Annotated in this window: 18 protein-coding genes; 9 read left to right on the plus strand and 9 right to left on the minus strand. The window is 42.2% G+C overall.

The genetic code is table 11. The annotated features are described in order from the left end of the window. The first annotated feature begins 76 nt into the window (after positions 1–76). Positions 77–967 carry a DMT family transporter gene (locus AC503W_RS15165; protein ID WP_494914722.1) on the plus strand — a complete coding sequence of 297 codons (891 nt, stop codon included), beginning with the start codon at positions 77–79 and terminating at the stop codon, positions 965–967. 30 nt (positions 968–997) lie between these two features. Here the strand turns inward: AC503W_RS15165 and AC503W_RS15170 are convergent, their stop codons facing one another. Next, positions 998–1,435, minus strand: coding sequence for a ferritin-like domain-containing protein (locus AC503W_RS15170; RefSeq protein ID WP_494914724.1), 438 nt, complete (start codon positions 1,433–1,435; stop codon positions 998–1,000). A 255-nt stretch (positions 1,436–1,690) separates the two neighbouring features. Beyond that, complete coding sequence (locus AC503W_RS15175) at positions 1,691–2,755, minus strand: ABC transporter ATP-binding protein (protein ID WP_427650698.1); 1,065 nt, start codon at positions 2,753–2,755, stop codon at positions 1,691–1,693. 301 nt (positions 2,756–3,056) lie between these two features. Here AC503W_RS15175 and AC503W_RS15180 point away from each other — a divergent pair, with 301 nt between their 5' ends. Continuing rightward, positions 3,057–4,523, plus strand: coding sequence for an NAD(P)-binding domain-containing protein (locus tag AC503W_RS15180; RefSeq protein ID WP_494914726.1), 1,467 nt, complete (start codon positions 3,057–3,059; stop codon positions 4,521–4,523). Between the two features lie 209 nt (positions 4,524–4,732). Continuing rightward, positions 4,733–5,236, plus strand: coding sequence for a DinB family protein (locus AC503W_RS15185; protein ID WP_494914728.1), 504 nt, complete (start codon positions 4,733–4,735; stop codon positions 5,234–5,236). Positions 5,237–5,312: 76 nt separating this feature from the next. On the opposite strand, the gene AC503W_RS15190 is transcribed toward AC503W_RS15185, so the two are convergent. The 5 genes from AC503W_RS15190 to AC503W_RS15210 form a co-directional block, all read right to left on the minus strand. Continuing rightward, positions 5,313–6,278, minus strand: coding sequence for a nucleoside hydrolase (locus tag AC503W_RS15190; RefSeq protein ID WP_494914729.1), 966 nt, complete (start codon positions 6,276–6,278; stop codon positions 5,313–5,315). Between the two features lie 116 nt (positions 6,279–6,394). Further along, positions 6,395–6,727 (minus strand): zinc ribbon domain-containing protein YjdM, encoded by a 333-nt coding sequence (locus AC503W_RS15195; RefSeq protein WP_402874746.1) that lies wholly within the window; start codon positions 6,725–6,727, stop codon positions 6,395–6,397. Between the two features lie 114 nt (positions 6,728–6,841). Next, on the minus strand, positions 6,842–7,447 hold the full coding sequence (locus tag AC503W_RS15200; RefSeq protein ID WP_427590671.1) for a YgaN family protein: 606 nt from the start codon (positions 7,445–7,447) through the stop codon (positions 6,842–6,844). A gap of 195 nt (positions 7,448–7,642) precedes the next feature. Next, positions 7,643–7,969 carry a hypothetical protein gene (locus AC503W_RS15205; RefSeq protein WP_402874741.1) on the minus strand — a complete coding sequence of 109 codons (327 nt, stop codon included), beginning with the start codon at positions 7,967–7,969 and terminating at the stop codon, positions 7,643–7,645. Positions 7,970–8,205: 236 nt separating this feature from the next. Beyond that, complete coding sequence (locus tag AC503W_RS15210) at positions 8,206–8,397, minus strand: hypothetical protein (RefSeq protein WP_402874739.1); 192 nt, start codon at positions 8,395–8,397, stop codon at positions 8,206–8,208. Positions 8,398–8,635: 238 nt separating this feature from the next. Between AC503W_RS15210 and AC503W_RS15215 the strand changes: the two genes are divergently transcribed. Next, complete coding sequence (locus AC503W_RS15215) at positions 8,636–10,039, plus strand: tetratricopeptide repeat protein (protein WP_427590673.1); 1,404 nt, start codon at positions 8,636–8,638, stop codon at positions 10,037–10,039. Positions 10,040–10,307: 268 nt separating this feature from the next. Further along, entirely contained in the window at positions 10,308–11,696 is a 1,389-nt protein-coding gene (gene bcaP / locus AC503W_RS15220; RefSeq protein WP_494914730.1) for a branched-chain amino acid transporter BcaP, read from the plus strand. Positions 11,697–11,874: 178 nt separating this feature from the next. On the opposite strand, the gene AC503W_RS15225 is transcribed toward bcaP, so the two are convergent. Next, positions 11,875–13,155, minus strand: coding sequence for a cytosine deaminase (locus AC503W_RS15225; protein WP_402874730.1), 1,281 nt, complete (start codon positions 13,153–13,155; stop codon positions 11,875–11,877). After that, positions 13,145–14,404: a cytosine permease gene (gene codB, locus AC503W_RS15230; protein WP_403122213.1), complete on the minus strand. Its 1,260-nt coding sequence runs from the start codon at positions 14,402–14,404 to the stop codon at positions 13,145–13,147. The genes AC503W_RS15225 and codB overlap by 11 nt, the downstream gene beginning before the upstream one ends. A 434-nt stretch (positions 14,405–14,838) precedes the next feature. Between codB and AC503W_RS15235 the strand changes: the two genes are divergently transcribed. The 4 genes from AC503W_RS15235 (at position 14,839) to AC503W_RS15250 (ending at position 19,328) form a co-directional block, all read left to right on the plus strand. Continuing rightward, entirely contained in the window at positions 14,839–15,528 is a 690-nt protein-coding gene (locus AC503W_RS15235) for a response regulator transcription factor (protein ID WP_402874724.1), read from the plus strand. Beyond that, positions 15,525–16,529 (plus strand): sensor histidine kinase, encoded by a 1,005-nt coding sequence (locus AC503W_RS15240; RefSeq protein ID WP_494914731.1) that lies wholly within the window; start codon positions 15,525–15,527, stop codon positions 16,527–16,529. The genes AC503W_RS15235 and AC503W_RS15240 overlap by 4 nt, the downstream gene beginning before the upstream one ends. Positions 16,530–16,630: 101 nt before the next feature. Continuing rightward, the gene (locus tag AC503W_RS15245) at positions 16,631–17,392 is read left to right on the plus strand and encodes an ABC transporter ATP-binding protein (protein ID WP_402874719.1); all 762 of its coding nucleotides are present in this window, start codon (positions 16,631–16,633) and stop codon (positions 17,390–17,392) included. Further along, positions 17,382–19,328, plus strand: a complete 1,947-nt coding sequence (locus AC503W_RS15250) for an FtsX-like permease family protein (RefSeq protein ID WP_494914732.1) — start codon at positions 17,382–17,384, stop codon at positions 19,326–19,328. The genes AC503W_RS15245 and AC503W_RS15250 overlap by 11 nt, the downstream gene beginning before the upstream one ends. Positions 19,329–19,373 lie beyond the last annotated feature (45 nt).

Here is a 19,373-nt window from a genome sequence, read left to right on the forward strand (position 1 = left end):
CTTTCTCTTCGATTTTCGCTCAAATAGTATGGTAAAATTATCAGAATAATGAATCTATACTAATAGGAGAGAGTAAATGAGGGATAAGTCTGGGTATCTGTTCATCATCATGGGTGCCATGCTGTGGGGAACGACGGGTACCGCCCAATCATTCGCCCCGGATGGCGCCCATCCCTTTGTAATTGGTGCGGTCCGCCTCGCTTTCGGAGGAATTGTTCTCGTACTTATCGCTTTCTTGCAAAGGAAAGTAACGGTCCATAATTGGCCAGTAAAGAAAACACTCTTGGCCACGCTAGGCATGGCTTGTTATCAACCGCTTTTTTTCATGGGTGTCAGCCTCACCGGAATCGCCATTGGTACCATCATTACACTGAGCAGCGCTCCGATCATTGCCGGTTTCCTTGAATGGGTGATTGAAAAAAAACAGCCTTCCATGATTTGGTGGCTGGCGACAGGTTTATCGATTGCGGGATGCTTACTTCTGTTTGCCAATGAAGGGCAAGGACCAATTGACCCAATCGGTATCCTACTTGCACTTGGTGCCGGGGCGTCCTTTAGCGTGTATACACTCGTAAGCAAGAAAATTCTGGACAAGCAGCCTCCAGAAGCAACGGCTGCGGTCATCTTTACTTTAAGCGCCTTGCTATTGTCGCCTATGCTATTCATCTTTGATAGTAGCTGGATCATCTCCACTAATGGATTGGCCGTCAGCCTTCACCTTGGCCTTTTTGCGACAGCTTTGGCTTACTTGCTTTTTAACAAAGGCCTTCTATCCGTCCCATCATCAACTGCCGTATCGCTGTCACTGGCGGAACCACTGGTAGCGGCACTTCTTGGTGTCTTTCTTGTCGGCGAGAGCCTGAGCTTGCTTAACTGGTTTGGTGTTGGGCTGCTTTTATGTGGAATTGTTTCACTGACCTTTTCACCGAAGGCACCTGCTCCAATCGAGAAGACCTTCCTATCATAAATAGAAAGAGCACCGCTTTCGGCGCTGTTTCTATTTATTTTTCACTATATAATACAAAAACCAGACAGCATGGTTTTGCTCATCTGCGGCAGCACGGCGAAATGCCTTTCTTATCGACCGGTCTGCTGCACCATCTGCCGTTCCCAAATAAAAATCCACGGTTTTCTGTTCATCCACAAGGGCAAACTCCAAGCCTGATTTATATGAATCCGGGCATGTTTCCGTCACTTTCGGTGTTGGCTGGTATCCTGTCAGATTGATGTAGATTTGTGAAAACACCTGAAAATGTTTCATCTCATCTTCCCTGATCTCAAGGATTTGCTTCCGCTCTGTTTCGTTAGGAGCCATCCTAGCTAGTTTCTCGTAACACAAGATGGCGCTATACTCCCCATTAATCGCCTGTTCTAACTTGTGTATCAAGTCCTGCTGACGATTCTCTTCCTGATCATTCGCTATATAATCATACATCTAAAAAGACCTCCCCATTCCATATACCCTTATCTTATGACAAGTGACGGAACACGTGCCTAGTATATTGACGACCAATCTCGCATTTGTACGGCTGGTAAAAAGGATTCTTCTATAAAATTAGCTTTTCCATCCCTTTTTCACCGATTACCCGGACTATCATTAGCTGTGCAAATGTTAAACGCATTTATATATGAATAAAAAAGGCAGAAACGTTGACTCACCAACGTCTCTGCCTCATGACAACTTCCCACTCTAATCAACCAGCACCATCTGGTTTTTCGGAAAGACCAGAACGATTTCTTGACCTACATGATATGGTTCTGTCATCTCCCCATTCACGATAAAATCCCCGAATGGTGTCCCCACACTATATTGATAACTTCTTCCTAGATATGTACGAACCTTAATTCTTCCCGGTAAACAATTATGTTGCAGATTTCCCGAAGGACTTTTTGCTTGCATCATTAAAGCATCCGGCCTGATTGTACTTGTTTTCCCAGTCAAGTTAGACATATGCGCATCCTTTTGGAGAACAAATACGTACCCTGATTTAATCAGTACGATATGGTCTCCGTCATCATGTCGCTCATCGAAGGAAATGAAATTCTTATACCCGATAAAGTCTGCGACAAATTTGGTTCGAGGATAATTGTAAATCGCCGCCGGACTATTAAACTGCTCGATGGCACCTTGATTCATGATCGCCACCTGATCGGATATCGCTAAACATTCTTCCTGATCATGAGATACGTACACAGTGGTAATCCCTAACTTTTGTTGAATCCGCCGTATTTCCGTCCTCATGTTCACCCGTAAGTTTGCATCGAGGTTACTCAATGGTTCGTCAAATAAAAGGATATCCGGTTCGATGACGATGGCCCTTGCAATCGCAATACGTTGCTTTTGTCCACCGGAAAGCTCATGCGGATACCTCATTTCAAACCCTGACATATTTACGATTTCCAGCACATCCATGACACGTTTTTCTATCTCCATCTTGGAACATTTCCTAAGCCTCAGTCCGAATGCAATATTATGAAAGATCGTCATATGCGGAAATAAGACATAGTTCTGAAACACAAAGCCAACATTCCGCTTCGTAACAGGGACTTTCGTATAATCTTTCTCGTTATATAGAATCTTCCCTTCACTAGCTTGTACAAGCCCCGCAATTAAACGCAATGTCGTTGTCTTCCCACATCCACTTGGACCCAGTAGGGAAACCAGCTGTCCTTCTTCAACTTCAAGTGTGAGATCTTTTAAAACCCTTTGTTTGTTATATGCTACCGCTATCTCTTGCAAAGCAAGTAAAGCCATCAGCTCTTCTCCTTTTTATCGTTACCCGAAATTAACCTATCATCCCGAACGTAACAGCCATCCGACTATGTAGTAGTATGGACTTTTTTAATGAAACGTATGTAAAAAAAACCCATTTTACACTAACCACTTATTCGATTAGTGATTGTGACCAATAATAAAAAGAAATTTCAGACAATTCATCTAAAGAATTTCCAATGGATCCATGATAATCTAATAGTATGTTATATAAACTTACATGAAAAGTTACTTAACAAAACATATATTGATAAAAATCGTCCATGAAAGGAATGAATAGATCATGAGCATAGAAACATTAACCAAACAAGTTAGAACTGATTTGTCCTACCTTTCGATTGGTAGCAACGATCGAGTGGATCCATCCAAGCAACCGGCAGGACATATCTATGATGCAATCATTGTCGGGGGCGGACAAAGTGGGTTAGGTACGGCTTTTGGACTTTTCCGTGAGAAAATATCCAACATCCTTGTCATCGATGAAAATGGCGAAGGGTTGGAAGGGCCATGGAGAACCTATGCGCGCATGGTGACATTGCGGACACCCAAGCATTTGACGACCATCGATCTTGGCATCCCTTCCTTGACTTTCCGCGCATGGTGGGAAGCGCAATTCGGTCAAGAAAGCTGGGAAGCGATGGATAAGATACCCCGACAGGAATGGATGAATTATCTTCAGTGGTATCGGGAAGTCCTCAACCTGCCTGTCATCAATAAGGTGAAATTAAAGCTGGTCGAGCCTACCGAAGAAGGAATCCACAAATTGCATATCGAAGGCCAAGGAGCCCACACGCCCCTACTGCTTGCTCGTAAGGTCATTTTAGCCACCGGAATTCAAGGTGGGGGCGAATGGCATATTCCACCCATGATAACAGAGAACTTGCCTCGCCACCTCTATGCACATACCTCGGAACCGATTGACTTTTCCACCCTCAAAGGGAAAAGGGTCGCTATTTTGGGCGGCGGAGCCTCTGCTTTTGATAATGCCCATTTTGCCCTCTCTGAAGGCGTCGCAAAAGCCCATGTCTTCATCAGGCGCAAAGAGATTCCCCGCATCAATCCGATCCGGCATATGGAGGCTTCCGGCATAATCGAGCGTTTCCATACCCTACCCGATACTGATAAGTATGCCGTGATGAGCCATTTCTTTAAGCATAATCAACCACCGACCACCGATATGTTTCAACGTGCCTCCTCATGGCCCGGATTCGACATGCACCTGGGCTCCCCATGGCTTCAAGTAAAGAACGTAAATGATCAAGCTGTCGTGACAACACCTAAGGGGACATTCACTTTTGATTTCTTGATCATCAGTACCGGCCTTGTCACAGATCCTTCTTTACGGCCTGAATTACGGCTTGTGGAAAAGCACATTGTCCGCTGGAGCGACCGCTATCACGCCCCGGAAAATCTGGCTAATCCTACGATTGATGCACATCCTTACTTAAGCCCCGGCTTTGCTTTCCAAAGCCGTGATGATAAAGGAAAAGGGCGACTGCACGGAATTTTCGCCTTTAACTATTCCGCCTTGATCAGTTGCGGCATTTCAGCTTCAGCACTTTCGGGATTGAAGTTCAGCATACCAAAACTCGTAGCGGCGGTAGCTGAACAGCTCTTCACCGACAATCGAACAGACATCCTCACAACATTCTTTGACTATGACCAAGTAGAATTCACCGAAGAATGGCCAAGAAAAGAACAAAGGACGGACTCCACACCCCAATCGTTCATACACTCGATACCCAGTTGACGATTTGGATAGCCCACCTAATATTCTCAAATAAATGGCTTGCTGGCACATCTAAGGCAGCAAGCCTTTTATCATCCTGGAGAAAAAGCCAAAGGCATTTCATCCATTATTCATTTCTTTCAACACTAGATTCCCACCCTGTTGTACAATGAAGGTAACGCTTACATTCCATTTACTTTCCTTACATCATCTGAACACAGGAGGTTCTCATGGGTTTTCTAGAGATTAGTCTATTATTTGAAACAAGGAATCAATTAATCGAGGAAATTTCAGGATTGAACAGTCCCATGATGGATTACAAGGCTTCACCTGAAAGCTGGAGTATCGCCCAAATTTGTCATCATCTATTCCTTTCTGAAACTGTTTTTACCCAGGCCATTGTCCGTGGTTTAAAAGACAGGGACTATAAACAGATCATCCAAAAAGACATCTACTTAACTTCGGATCTGACAAAAAAATTCAAAGCCCCTAAGATGGTGGTACCTTCTCAAGAGCGTTTGGAATTACCAAAGTTACTGGATCGGCTGTTTGAATCAAGGAATCATTTATTGAATGTAATTTTTGAACAGGAAGATCGGAGCATTTTTCGGAGAAAAAAAGCAAAGCATCCACTATTCGGCCATCTTTCTTTAGATCAATGGATCGAATTATTATCCTTACATGAGCAACGGCATATTGAACAAATAAAAAGCATGAAACTCCAATTCGGGTAACCCCGATAGTATCCTAAAAACATCCAGGCCATCAAATAAAAAAACCGCCCCTCATCATCCGGTGCGGTTTTCCTTATTAGTTCACTCTTATTCTTTCTCCAACAAACTCTATGGCATTCATGAATTCGGAGACAAAACCTTCCCGGTCGACACCGTGCAGCACATGGACATTTGGCGTTTTGCCACTGCGCCTTGCATAATCCACGACGGTTGTCCCTGCCGTTAAACGACCTTCCAATTCAACTTGCACATAATAGTCCTGTCCCATGAAAAGCTCTGGCTTTATTACATACATCATGGCACAAAGGTCGTGAAAACGTAACACTTCTGCAAAATGGTCTTCGTTAAATGGCGTTTGTTCCGCAACATTCAGGTAGAATGTTAGCATTTGGTACACTTTTTCCGAAAAGTCCGTCCCCATATCCAAAATGAGATGGGCTTCTTCCAACGTTACATAGGCTTTATGCGTTACATCCAATCCGCTCATTACGATAGGGACACCTGAACGGAGAACAATTTCGGCAGCATGCGGGTCGACATACGCATTGAACTCAGCGGTCGGTGACATATTGCCGCCAACTGCCGCACCTCCCATCCAGGAAACACACTTGATTTTCTGTTTTACTTCAGGATGTGCCAACAAAAGGGCTGCCACATTCGTCAACGGGCCTGTAGCAACGATTGTCACTTTTTCCTCACTCGCCATAATGGTCTTTAGCATCGCGAATATGGCTGGACGCTCACTGACCGGCAATGTCGGCTCCGGAAACACAACATTCGCAAAACCACTTTCACCATGAACATCCTCAGCTACTTCTAGCTCACGGAATATCGGGTGCTCCAGTCCCCTGGCTATTTCCACGTCCGCACCAATGTAGCTGAGGAAGGTCCGTGCATTGTAATTCGTTTTATCCTGAGAAATATTCCCTGAACAGGTTGTGACTAAACGTACGTCTATCGCCTCACGTGCAAAGGCAAGTGTCAGCATCATGGCATCATCAATTCCAGGATCTGTATCGATGATGACGGGCATTTTACTCATATAAGAAACCACCTTTTTAATAGTTCACATACTTCTCCCATCAAGGGGCTCATCACCTTTGTGATGCTGCTTTATCTTTTGGGCAACCTTAGAAAAAAGACGTATGTGAACCTGTGTTAGACCTTTTTTACAAATTGGGATTTTAACTTCATCGCACCAAAACCATCTATTTTGCAATCGATGTCATGATCGCCTTCCACCAATCGGATACTTTTCACTTTTGTCCCCATTTTCAAGACGGATGAACTTCCCTTGACTTTAAGGTCCTTGATGACCGTTACGGAGTCACCATCGTTCAAGACATTGCCGTTGGCATCTTTAATGGTCTTGATCTCTTCCGTTTCTGATTCTATGGACCACTCATGTGCACACACCGGGCAAACATAGAGGCTTCCATCTTCATATGTATATTCTGAATGACAGGTTGGACAATTAGGTAAATCGGACATTATTTTCATTCCTCCATTCAACATTGCTCATTCTAATATAACAGCATCTTCCAGGCAATAGGCATTGGAGAAGGGAACCATGCACATATGGTTCCCTTCTTTGGCATTTTGGCCTTATTTAAATTCACCTTTAAGTAAATACACCACATCGAAATCCTTTAACTCATCCATATTGCTTTTTGGATCTTCATAAAAATCACTGGATAGGGAAGTTGCACCTTCCTCATCAAGTGTATAACAAATACTCGCTAGCACCATTTCATCCTTTATGGGAAGGGTTTCTGATATTTTTTCCGTTGTAATCGAAGCCTTTTCAAGATCCCTCTGCTCTGTCACTAAACTGCTAAAACTCGAATGATCACTTTCATCATCACCCTCCGTTTTTATTCCAGTCATGAAGGTAAACTGGTTCTCATTGTCCGGATTTTGGGTTCTGGCGAACATCAATGAACCATTTCCGTAAACCGGAGCAGTAGCATCATTGATCTTTTTACCAACCAATTTACCAGATTCATATTTTTCAATCCAAAAAGAAACTTCTTGATATGTATCATCGATATTGAAATCGAATAAGAATGCGTCACTCGTGGTCAGGGAAAGAATATCCTCTTCCCTATCCGTCAAATCCGCCACCGAGATGGTATTTGTTTGATTACCGGTACATGCCCCCAAAACGATGGCCAGCATGGTCAATAGTGCCGTGTATAAAATCTTCTTCATGCGTTTCCCTACTCCTTTATCAACTAAAATTCACAAAATCTTACACATTATATCATTGACTGAATAATTATGCATTATCTTTCAGAATAGGTACTTTTCCATATGGAACAGGGAGCTGGTTCGTCATCCCTTCCGTAAAAAAAGCAGCACAGTGTCAACTGTACTGCTTTATACCATAGGCTCGATGATGATTGATCAGATGAATAGTTTAATGGTAAGAATCACTCCGATCGTTATAAAGATCGGTCCCCAAAATTGCATCGGAATGAAGAATAGACTATGGCGGGTTCCCATTTTATAGGCCGTTCCTGTTTCTTGATCGACAAGAACCTTTTCAGAACCCCCATTTAGTTTTCTACCCAGAAACCAGACAATGATCCCGGCCACAAACAAACCGATTATTAATGAAGTATCTTCGGGCAGCGACCGGTCAACCGTCATCTCCAAGATCCAACCGAATAAGAACACCAATGGCACCATAATGACAAAAACTAAAAAACCTAGTCCTCTCCATATAATCATGCCTGAGCCTCCCTTTCACCTCCAAGTCGTTTATTATATTCACCTCCCAATCAATTTATGGATGGGTTTAACCCTTTATCTTAGATAGGAGTTCCCCAGCAGAACAAATATGTCCCCGCTTTATGGGCATAAAAAAACTCCCTATAAGAAAACAAACGATACATAAGTCGTTTATTAGTACGGGAGATATTCTATAACTATGCTAAATCTCACACTTTTCTCAATTTCATTGAATATCAGTCCCTAGGAGAATCAAGGGCTTGATAGGCCTTCTGGTACTTTCCGCCATCAGCAACCTCTGCATGATATAAAGCCTTAAGGGCAAAATTCTTCTCTAGATTGTGTTCTTTCATCAACACTTTCAATTGCGTTTGTAGTTCCGAGTGTTCTTTCATTAACTGTTTCATTTGCGTCTTGAAGTACTTCATTATTATCGTTACTTCCTTTCAGGTGCTAAAAACTCACCCATCAAGTATACCATTTACGCATTTTTTCACCAGCAACCCTAAAGTTTTCTCAAAAGGGAAAAGTAGTTTCATACTATTGATAACATCACAAAGTTCAATCGTAGTGGCTTTTCTAAAAGAAAATCCAGTAAATGCTATGTTATAATGGATAATAAAAATCACATGAATTCGCATACGATCAAAAGGGGCTGTGTTACATATGAATAATGAACTTATTATGCCAGTTGAAATTTCCATCAAAGAAAAAAAGAAACTCTCACAAGGGAAAGTGATGCAAGTCGTCGTATTCTCACGATGTACGATGATTGAAGTAGAATCATCATTAAATGAAAATTATTATCTCATTTACTATAAGAATAATCTTGTATATGGTGAAAAGGTAGAAAAGATAGAGAAACATTCATTTATCGATAAAATACGGAAAATGGGTATCGTCTTACACTCAGACCATCCGTTCCTCTCCGCAATAATCCCCAGCCAAACCGCCACTATTCCAAATAAGAATAAGCTTTTCTCCCAACTTCAAAATCAATATTCCCTCCAGGAAGTAGCCTACATCGCTACGACGCTCGACTCATTTTTCACAAAGAAACAACTGAGCAATGTCATATACAAAATCTTTTACCACTATAGAAGAAACGGCAACTTCATGCAGGCCTTTCAAATCATTAAGATCTTGGCAAACTTCGCTCCCGACCTGAATTCTGCGAGAGAGATTAAAAACTCATTGGAGTTCCATTCCTATATGGAATTTTACACATCCTCGTCACTATCTACCATCCAGGAGAAAGATTCGCTTTTTGTTGAATGGCATTGCTTCAAATATCGCTTACAACCTGATGAAGGAAAAATGCTAGAAGGTTTATTGAGGAAACAGGACTCTTTCTTGACCCTTCTCTTACTCTGGATGGAGAAAGTCGAAAAGTATTCGAAGGTGACTTCCATTGAAGCGTATACCACGATGGCCTTGCAATTCGTATCCATGGAAAAGTGGATCGTAACCTTAGACTATTTACACATCAACCCATTTCAGGTGCTACCACAAACCAAATCCATGATTGAAGAGATGCTTCAGGAGGAACACTATGAAACAGCCGCTCTCTATTTAATGAATTTCCTTAATGCCCTACCGGATACCTATGAGGAGATCTTGCATACATTATGGGAACATTTAGATCCGACGTTTATTGCCACCCATATAGATACCTTCATGGTTATGATTCAACAGCTCGTCCTAGAAGATGGCGAGAAGCAATCCGAACAAAGGTTACTACAACTTATTGGTAAATTGCTTGAGACCTATGATCTTAAAGAGGTACATGAAAAGCTGCTGCCCATCCAAAAATCAGCTCCCCATTCTCCGGTGTTCCGGAAAATAAACAAAATGATGACCTTGCTGGATGATCCCGATCAAATGATGGAACTCGGACAATATTATGCAGAGTTTAAGCAATACGATGAAGCCATCGAATGTTTCTCATGGGAGATGGAATTGTACCCGGATGACCCCGCTCCCGTATCGCAGCTGTCCAAAATGTATCAAAACAAAGGGATGGTTAAAGAGGCCTTTGCTTACCATCAAATATTAGATCAAATGAAATAACGTGCAACGAAATATAAAAAGGATTAGAACTCACCCTTCTAATCCTTTTTTATACGGTTTAAGAATTTATTTAAGAAATAAAGCTCATTTCATATGGCTCGCTTAATTGATCCGAAATATGGAATACTATCCATGTGAGGCTTTGAAGATTTAAAAAACGTACACATAATTCGACAAAAAATGCACTATATCGACAAATCTATTTGACATTTAATCCGTTAATGTTTAGAATCTTTATGATATTCAAAAAAAGAATTGAGTGTTTAAAATGAAAACGAACTTATTTCGAAAAAAATCCGTGAATCAACTTTTACAAAATCATGGAAAAGTACAATTACAAAAGACACTAGGAGCGTTTGATTTAATCCTACTCGGTGTCGGTGCCATTGTGGGTACAGGAATTTTCATCCTTCCAGGTACCGTTGCAGCCCAGCATGCAGGACCTGGGATTGTGTTCTCTTTTATCATTGCCGCCTTTGTTTGTGCATTTGCCGCAATGTGCTACTCTGAATTTTCTTCATCCGTTCCAGTTACAGGGAGTGCTTACACATACTCCTACATTGTCTTTGGGGAGATCATTGCTTGGCTAGTCGGCTGGTCCCTATTACTTGAATACGGCTTAGCTGTTGCTGCCGTTGCTACAGGCTGGTCATCCTATTTTAGCTCGCTACTTGCCGGGTTTAATATTTTGCTTCCTCACGAAATATCCGGTTCATTTGATCCAGATAACGGCACATACATTAACCTGCCAGCTATATTGATCATTTTCCTTATTGCCGCCTTGTTGACATTAGGCATTAAAGAATCGACAAAATTCAATACGATTATGGTATGTGTAAAAGTGGCCGTTATTTTACTATTTATTATAGTCGGCGCATTCTACGTTGAACCGACAAACTGGAAGCCATTCACCCCATTTGGTACAAGCGGGGTTCTAAGTGCCGCGGCCTTAGTATTTTTCGCCTATCTTGGCTTCGATGCAGTATCATCTGCAGCCGAAGAAGTTAAAAATCCACAGCGTAACATGCCAATCGGTATTATTGGTTCGCTCTTTATCTGTACCTTATTGTATGTTGCTGTATCCCTTGTATTGACGGGTATGGTTTCTTACACACAGTTAAATGTAAGTGACCCTGTAAGCTTTGCCATGAAAGTGGTTAACCAAGATTGGGTGGCCGGTATTATCTCCATAGGTGCCGTCGTTGGGATGATGACCGTAATCCTTGTTATGCTTTACGGTGGTACTCGCCTAGTATTCGCATTCGGTCGTGACGGCTTACTACCAAAATTATTATGCGAAGTTCATCCGAAACGTAAAACACCAGTAAAAAACACATGGATTTTTGCGACTCTCATTGCCTTATGCGCAGGCTTCGTCCCATTGGATAAGTTAACAGAGCTTGTAAACATGGGTACTCTTTTAGCCTTCACTGTTGTATCAATCGGCGTCATTTACTTACGCAAAAACAAAGACATTCCGAATGATGGATTTAAGGTACCTTTCTTCCCAGCCATTCCAGTCATTTCATTTATTTTATGCATATTCCTGATGACCCAACTATCCGCACACACCTGGATTGCGTGCCTTATTTGGATGATCATCGGTATAATCATTTACTTTACTTACGGTAAAAAGCACAGTATTTTGAACAAATAACAAATATGGCTGTTGCAGTGTGGACGTTCACATCTGCAGCAGCCATTTATTTTTGGAATCATACATGACCAATCAACTACGCACTTTCGCACACGGCAATTGATGGAATTGCTACCAATTTGCGAAGAGCGCCTACAAGCGCAAAAAAACTAGACACCCTGTGTGCCTAGCTTTTCCATCATTTATTGAAAGTAATGTTCTCTGTACCTTGTCCCAGATTAATGGTCGTTTCCCTTGGCTTTGTTTCGGCTATCACGTTCCCGTTTCTGAAGGAATAGCGTACCATGGCCTGTTTACGGACTGCTTCGTATTCATTTTCTGCCGCTAAAACAATGAAGTTGGCAGGTTTTCCCGCCTCGATTCCATAGTGGTCCTCGATTTGCAAGGTTTTTGCACTATTGGCGGTAATTAAATCGATGGAATTGACGATTTGCTCGTAACCCATTAGTTGAGAAGCATGAATGCCCATATGCAGCACTTGCAGCATGTTTCCCGTTCCTAGTGGATACCATGGGTCGAATATGTCATCGTGACCAAAGCATACGTTTAGTCCTGCCTCCTGTAATTCTTTGACACGTGTTAAGCCTCTTCGTTTCGGATATGTATCGAATCTTCCTTGAAGATGAATATTCACCAATGGATTGGATACGAAGTTAATGGACGAAAGCTTCAATAAGCGAAACAACTTATAGGTATAGGCATCATTATACGAACCCATTGCCGTCGTATGGCTGGCTGTCGTTCGTGTACCTAGTCCCCTCTCGTAAGCTTCTTTAGCGACGACTTCGACAAAACGTGATTGCTCGTCATCGATTTCATCACAATGTATATCCACGAGGCGATCGTATTTTTCCGCTAAATCAAACGCAATCTTCATCGATTCCACGCCATATTCGCGAGTGAACTCAAAGTGGGGGATGCCCCCTACAACATCGGCCCCCATTTTTAGCGCTTCTTCCAGTAATCCCGTTCCATTCGGATAAGAGAGAATTCCTTCCTGTGGAAAAGCCACTAACTGCAAATCAACGAAATCCGACATTTCTTCTTTTACTTCGAGCATGGCTTTTAGTGCCGTAAGTTCCGGATCGGTCACATCGATATGTGTACGGACATGCTGGATTCCTTGAGCGATTTGCCATTTTAAAGCCGTTTTCGCCCTGGTTTTCACATCTTCATTCGTCAAAGACTCTTTTCGTTGGGACCACCGCTGGATTCCTTCAAATAACGTCCCACTTTGGTTCCACTCTGGCTCTCCTGCCGTCAACGTCGTGTCAAGGTGGATATGCGGTTCAATAAAGGGAGGGAGAACAAGTGACCCCTCCACATCATAAATCGGCTGATTCAACTCGTTCTCAACGTTCTCATTAAGGCTCTGCGTAACCGATTCTATCATTCCTTCTCTGACGACAATATTCCAAAGACCTTCTTTTCCTCTTAATTTAGCATGTTTAATAAGCATCTGACTGTACACCTCTTCTTAGTATTTTGTTGATAGGTACATATTTCATCAAGGCAACATACAGGATGATGGTCCCGATTAGAGCATTAATTGGCACGATGCCAGGTGCGAACTGGGCCAAAGCGACGCCTCCTGCCCAAGCAATCATCGATAACCAATTGACCTTTTTGAAAGACATCTCTTCGAATTTCCCATATTTTCTACGTTTCACGATAAAGTAGTCTGCTAAAATGATGGCCCCAATGGACGGGACTGCTGCTCCTAGTACATTCAAAAAACCGACGAAATTAGTATACAGCCACATTGCTAGCAATGTGCCGATGATTCCATTAACCACGACAAGTTTCTTCTTGGAAATTTTCGTAACATTGGCAAATCCCAATCCCGAAGCGTATAGCGCATTATCATTCGTTGTCCAAATATTCAGTCCCAATACAATGATTGCCGGCAAAATCAGCTCTTGCAAGAACATGACTTCAGAAATATCCGAAACACCGTACGTCATTGCCCCAATCGCCCCGAATATGAACATAAGTGAATTGCCTAGAAAAAAGGCAATCACCGTTGCGACAACGGCTGACCGGGTCGTCTTGGCAAAGCGGGCAAAGTCTGGCGTCAAGGTACCCCCGCTGATGAATGAACCAATGCAGATGGTTAAGGCAGCGCCCACTCCCATCATTTCAGTAGGCTGATAATCTAATAACCCCTGAAACCCACCGATTGTTTCGGTTGCCTCAAATACCGAGTAGCTACCCAGAATGGCAATGGCCGGCACAGCAACGAACCCTAACAGCACGAGTGCCTTAATACCATAGATGGCAGATATCGTCATCATCACTCCAAAACTTATAATCAATAGATAGATATTAATCCCTGTTGCCTTTTCAACCGGAACCGCGAACATCGCTACCCCCACTCCAAACCAACCTACTTGCGTTAACCCCAGCAATAAGGAGGGCACATAAGAGCCTTTATCACCAAAGGCATACTTTGCAAGCAGATGTGTAGAAAGGCCGGTCTTCGCGGCAATATGGGCCAACGCCCCCGTATACAGGCCCAGCACACAATTGCCCGCCAATACGATGAGAAGGAATTGAACCAATGTTAATCCCGTTCCCAATTCCCCTCCCGACCACATGCTTGCCGAGAAGAAAGTGAACCCCAGCATAATGGATAGAATCTTCCAAAAATTATTACGATTTCCTTGCGGTACAGCTTGCCATGAAAACTCTGCATCTACTTTTCCCATAACGTTTCCTCCATTTTTAAACTGATACCCACAAAGAAAAAAGAGGTCTATTGTCATCAACCGACAATAAACCTCTTCTGCATTATGACGAGTAGTAGTAGCCAGGCAAAAAATGCATGGACGTCTCCCACATCATAAAAATCCGTTGTCCTTGTCAGCCTCACGGGACTGAATTAAAGATACCAATATTTGATTATTAACATTATTCCAAAAAAGAGACGGTAAGTCAATACTAATTTTCTATGCGATTCCTTTACAAACCAAAAAGGACTACATACAGAGACTCAGATGAAATTCAAACATGGGTGTTTTTTTCAGGAATGGATGTCACCTTTTGTAACTAGATCCCACCCTAAATCTCTTTCTCCTCTAGAACCTTAAATGAATTTACTATATACTTTCATTAAATTGATGAAAAGCGTGGTGACCCTTACTTGTTTAAACTATTGTTAATTGAAGATGATACCACATTATTCAATGAGATTAAAGATAGATTGGCACAATGGTCCTATGATGTATATGGAATCAACGATTTCAGTAAGGTGATGCAGGAATTCACTGCCATTAAACCCGACTTGGTCCTCATTGATATCCAATTGCCAAAATTCGACGGGTTCCATTGGTGCAGGATGATTCGCACCCACTCGAACGTACCCATTCTCTTTTTATCTTCACGCGATCACCCGACCGACATCGTGATGTCCATGCAGTTTGGGGCAGATGATTTCATCCAGAAACCCTTTCATTTTGATGTACTGATTGCCAAGATACAAGCGACGCTTCGTCGTGTCTATAATTACAATACAGAAAAGATCGAACTAAAAACCTGGTGCGGCGCCACCTTGGACTATGAGAAGAATACAGTTGTAACCGAGACAGGAACAATCGAGCTGACAAAGAATGAAGTGTTCATCCTAAAAAGGCTGATTGAGCAGAAGAATAAAATAGTGAGCCGCGATGATTTAATCAATAGTTTATGGAATGATAAGCGCTTTATCAGCGATAATACCTTGACGGTCAATGTAAATCGATTGAGGAAAAGGCTCGATGAGGTGGGGTTGGGACAGTATATCGAAACAAAAGTGGGACAAGGTTACATTGCGGTCGAAGAGGATCATGTATGATTAAGAAATTTATATGGGAAAGGTTTAGCTGGATTACTTTCTACATCCTCTTTCACTTATTCATCATATTCGTCGCCTATCTTGATTCGGCCATTCCTTTATCCCCCATTCTCTACATGGTCTTTTTATCATTCATCATGTTCATCATCTTTTTGGTGGTCCGCTACCACAAGGAAACGAAATTCTATCGAAGTTTAGTGGAACGGGAAGATAATTTGGATGTAAGTCAATTAGCGGAACCGGGAAGCCCTTTTGAAGAGATCATCGAACGTAGCATCAGCAATCAAATCGAATATCTGAAACGGACGGCTTCATACGGACAAATGACATTGGAGCAGGAAAAGGACGAACTATTATCTTGGATTCATGAAGTGAAGACGCCTTTGACGGCCCTACGTTTAATGATTGATCGCATACAAGATGAAGAACTCAAATCCCATATGACGTATGAATGGCTCCGCATCCACCTTTTGCTTGATCAACAGTTGCATCAACGGCGGCTACCCTTCATGGAAAATGATCTATATATCGGTAACGCCGATTTGGAAGGGATTATTTTCGACGAGATTAAGACGTTACAATCTTGGTGCATGCAAAAAGGGATTGGATTCGATATCCAATTGGAAAAAGCCGAGTGCTTAAGCGATAGTAAATGGGTCGCATTCATTATTCGGCAACTATTGACCAATAGCATCAAATATAGTGAAGGATCCGATATTTTGATACAGAGCCACGAATCCAATGGACAAACGATCCTTGAAGTGAAGGATGCTGGCCGCGGCATCGACCCAAGGGACCTTCCCCGCATTTTTGATAAAGGATTCACATCAACGACCAATCATCAAGACCACGGGGCGACGGGAATGGGGTTATACTTAACCAAGAAGGTGGCCGATTCCTTATTCATCGAGATAACCGTCCGTTCCACCCCCGGAATTGGGACCACTTTCATCCTGACTTTCCCGCAAAAAAATCAATTCGTTAAATTCCTTAGCATGTGACAAAGATGTCACATGCTTTTGTTCTTTGTTCGGCCAATCGAAGGAAAAGAAAGGGAAAGGCTTTTATAATGAAGATATCGAAATAAAGGGAGTGTATGGGAATGAATATACTAGAAGCGAAAAAGATCCATAAAAGCTACGGCAATAAATTCAATAAACAAGAAGTCTTGAAAGGCTTGGATATCAACATACACGAAGGGGAATTCGTCAGTATAATGGGAGCGTCCGGTTCAGGAAAAACCACGCTTCTGAATGTCCTTTCCTCGATTGATAAGATCAGTAATGGAACCATCATCATCGAAGGAAAAGAAATTTCCGGCATGAAAGAAAAGAAGCTGGCTGAATTTCGTAAGAATCACCTAGGATTCATCTTCCAGGATTATAACTTATTGGACACTCTGACGGTCAAGGAAAATATTCTATTACCATTATCAATCACCAAAACGCCGAAAAAAGAAGCCGAGCAAAAGTTCGAAACACTCGCAAATGAACTTGGCATATATGAAATCAAGGACAAATATCCGAATGAAATTTCCGGCGGCCAAAAACAGCGTACCTCTGCGGCACGGGCCTTCATCCATGAACCAAGCATCATTTTTGCCGATGAGCCGACAGGCGCCCTTGATTCAAAAGCCGCTTCCGATTTATTGAACAAGATGAGCGAATTGAACAAAAAGCGTAATGCCACCATCATCATGGTTACGCATGACTCAGTGGCAGCCAGTTACTGTAGCCGCGTCATCTTCATCAAAGATGGACAGATCTATTCTCAATTGAATAAAGGGGAAGAAACGAGACAATCCTTCTTCAGAGATATCATGAAAACACAAGGTGTACTAGGAGGGGTGCATAATGAGCATTAATCAACTCATCTTTCGCAGTCTGAAAAAGAACCTGAAGAATTATTATCTATACGTTTTCGCTTTGGTCTTCAGTGCCTCCCTTTATTATGCCTTTGTTACCTTGCAATACGATCCGTCAATGGATCAAGTAAGTGGGGGGATTAAAGGGGGAGCTGCCATTCAAGCAGCCTCCGTCCTGTTGATTGCCATCGTTTCCATCTTTCTTTTATATGCGAATAGCATTTTCATTAAACGTCGCAGCAAGGAAATTGGCTTATTTCAATTAATAGGCATGACCAAAAACAGGATTTTCCGCATCCTGAGCGTCGAAAATTTAATCCTGTATTTCTGTTCCGTATTCCTGGGGATATTCGTAGGGTTTGCGGCTTCAAAATTGATCATCATGATATTATTCAAGCTTACGGGAGTCCAGGCGATCGCCGCCCTTCACTTTACCATGCAACCATTCATTCAGACACTTATCGTATTCAGTATCATCTATCTATTCATCATGTTGATGAACTTTGGTTTCATCAAAAGACAGACCATCTTATCACTTTTTAGGGTGACTTCGAACACGGAAGGAAAAGTGAAGAGGGTTTCGATTTTTGAAATGATCCTTGGGATAGCTGGAATCATTCTGATCATTGCTGGCTATTATGTTTCAACGAAGTTATTTGATGGTTCTTTCTCTCAGGCGAATTCCCTTTTAATAGCCATGCTATTCATTCTGGGGTCCGTCATCATCGGAACCTACCTATTTTATAAGGGATCGGTGTCTTTCCTCTTTAATATAGTCCGCAAGAGGAAGAATGGATACCTGAACATCAATGAAGTGCTTTCGCTTTCATCCATCATGTTCCGGATGAAATCCAATTCCGTTTTACTGACCATCATCACGACCGTTTCCGCTCTTGCAATCGGATTATTATCCTTGACCTATATCTCCTATTACTCATCGGAGAAAATGGCCACATCCTATGTACCTACTGACTTTTCCCTGTCCAATGGCGAGGATTCAAACAAGTTAAAAGAGGCATTGGCAGCAAAATCAATCGGATATAACGAAAATAAGATAGAGGTCATTCGGGCAAAGGTCAATATAAAAGATATACTGGATAGCACCATAGAAGAAGCGGGCTTTGACCCGAATATCATGAATCTTGCCATTGTCAGTGATCGGTCGGTGAAGAGGATCGATGTCACACCGAAAGAGACCATCTTCAGCGGGTATAGTCCAACGCTACAGAGTTTAACATCTCTTAAAGATTCCGGGAAAATCGAATTGAAGGGAAAAAACATGAGCATTCCCCAAAACTATTTAGGGCCAGAAGATGACTCCATCCTTCCCTATTATTTAACGAATGGCGGAATGCCAGTAGCCATTGTGGATCAAGCAGTTTTTGACCGTCTGAAAAAGGATTTGGACCCTGAACTCCAACTGGATTCTCCCGTTTATTATGGGATTGACTTAAAGAATAAGGGTGATATCGAAAAGGCGAATGAGATTTTCGATACGATTTCCTTCCAGGATAAAGAATATAGTGGTTCACAATACCAAGAACTGCAAAGTATAAAAATAAACATGGGTCTTACGATGTTCATCGTCGGCTTTTTAGGATTAACGTTCTTGATCACATCAGGGTGCATCCTTTATTTCAAACAGATGGATGAGAGCGAAAATGAAAAAGCGAACTATACCATTTTACGAAAACTTGGGTTCACACAAGGTGATTTGTTAAAAGGGATTCAGGCCAAACAGGTCTTCAACTTTGGGATTCCTCTAGTCGTTGGGTTATTCCATAGCTATTTTGCCGTTAAATCCGGCTGGTTCTTCTTTGGTACGGAAGTCTGGACACCCATGATCATTGTCATGGTCCTCTATACGATACTGTACTCGATCTTCGGTATCCTTTCCGTTTTCCATTACAAAAAGGTGATTAAGGAATCCCTTTAAATACACGCAAAAAGCTCCAGCCCATAAGGGGACTGGAGCTTTCTG

The sequence above is a fragment of the Peribacillus suis genome, assembly GCF_059384845.1.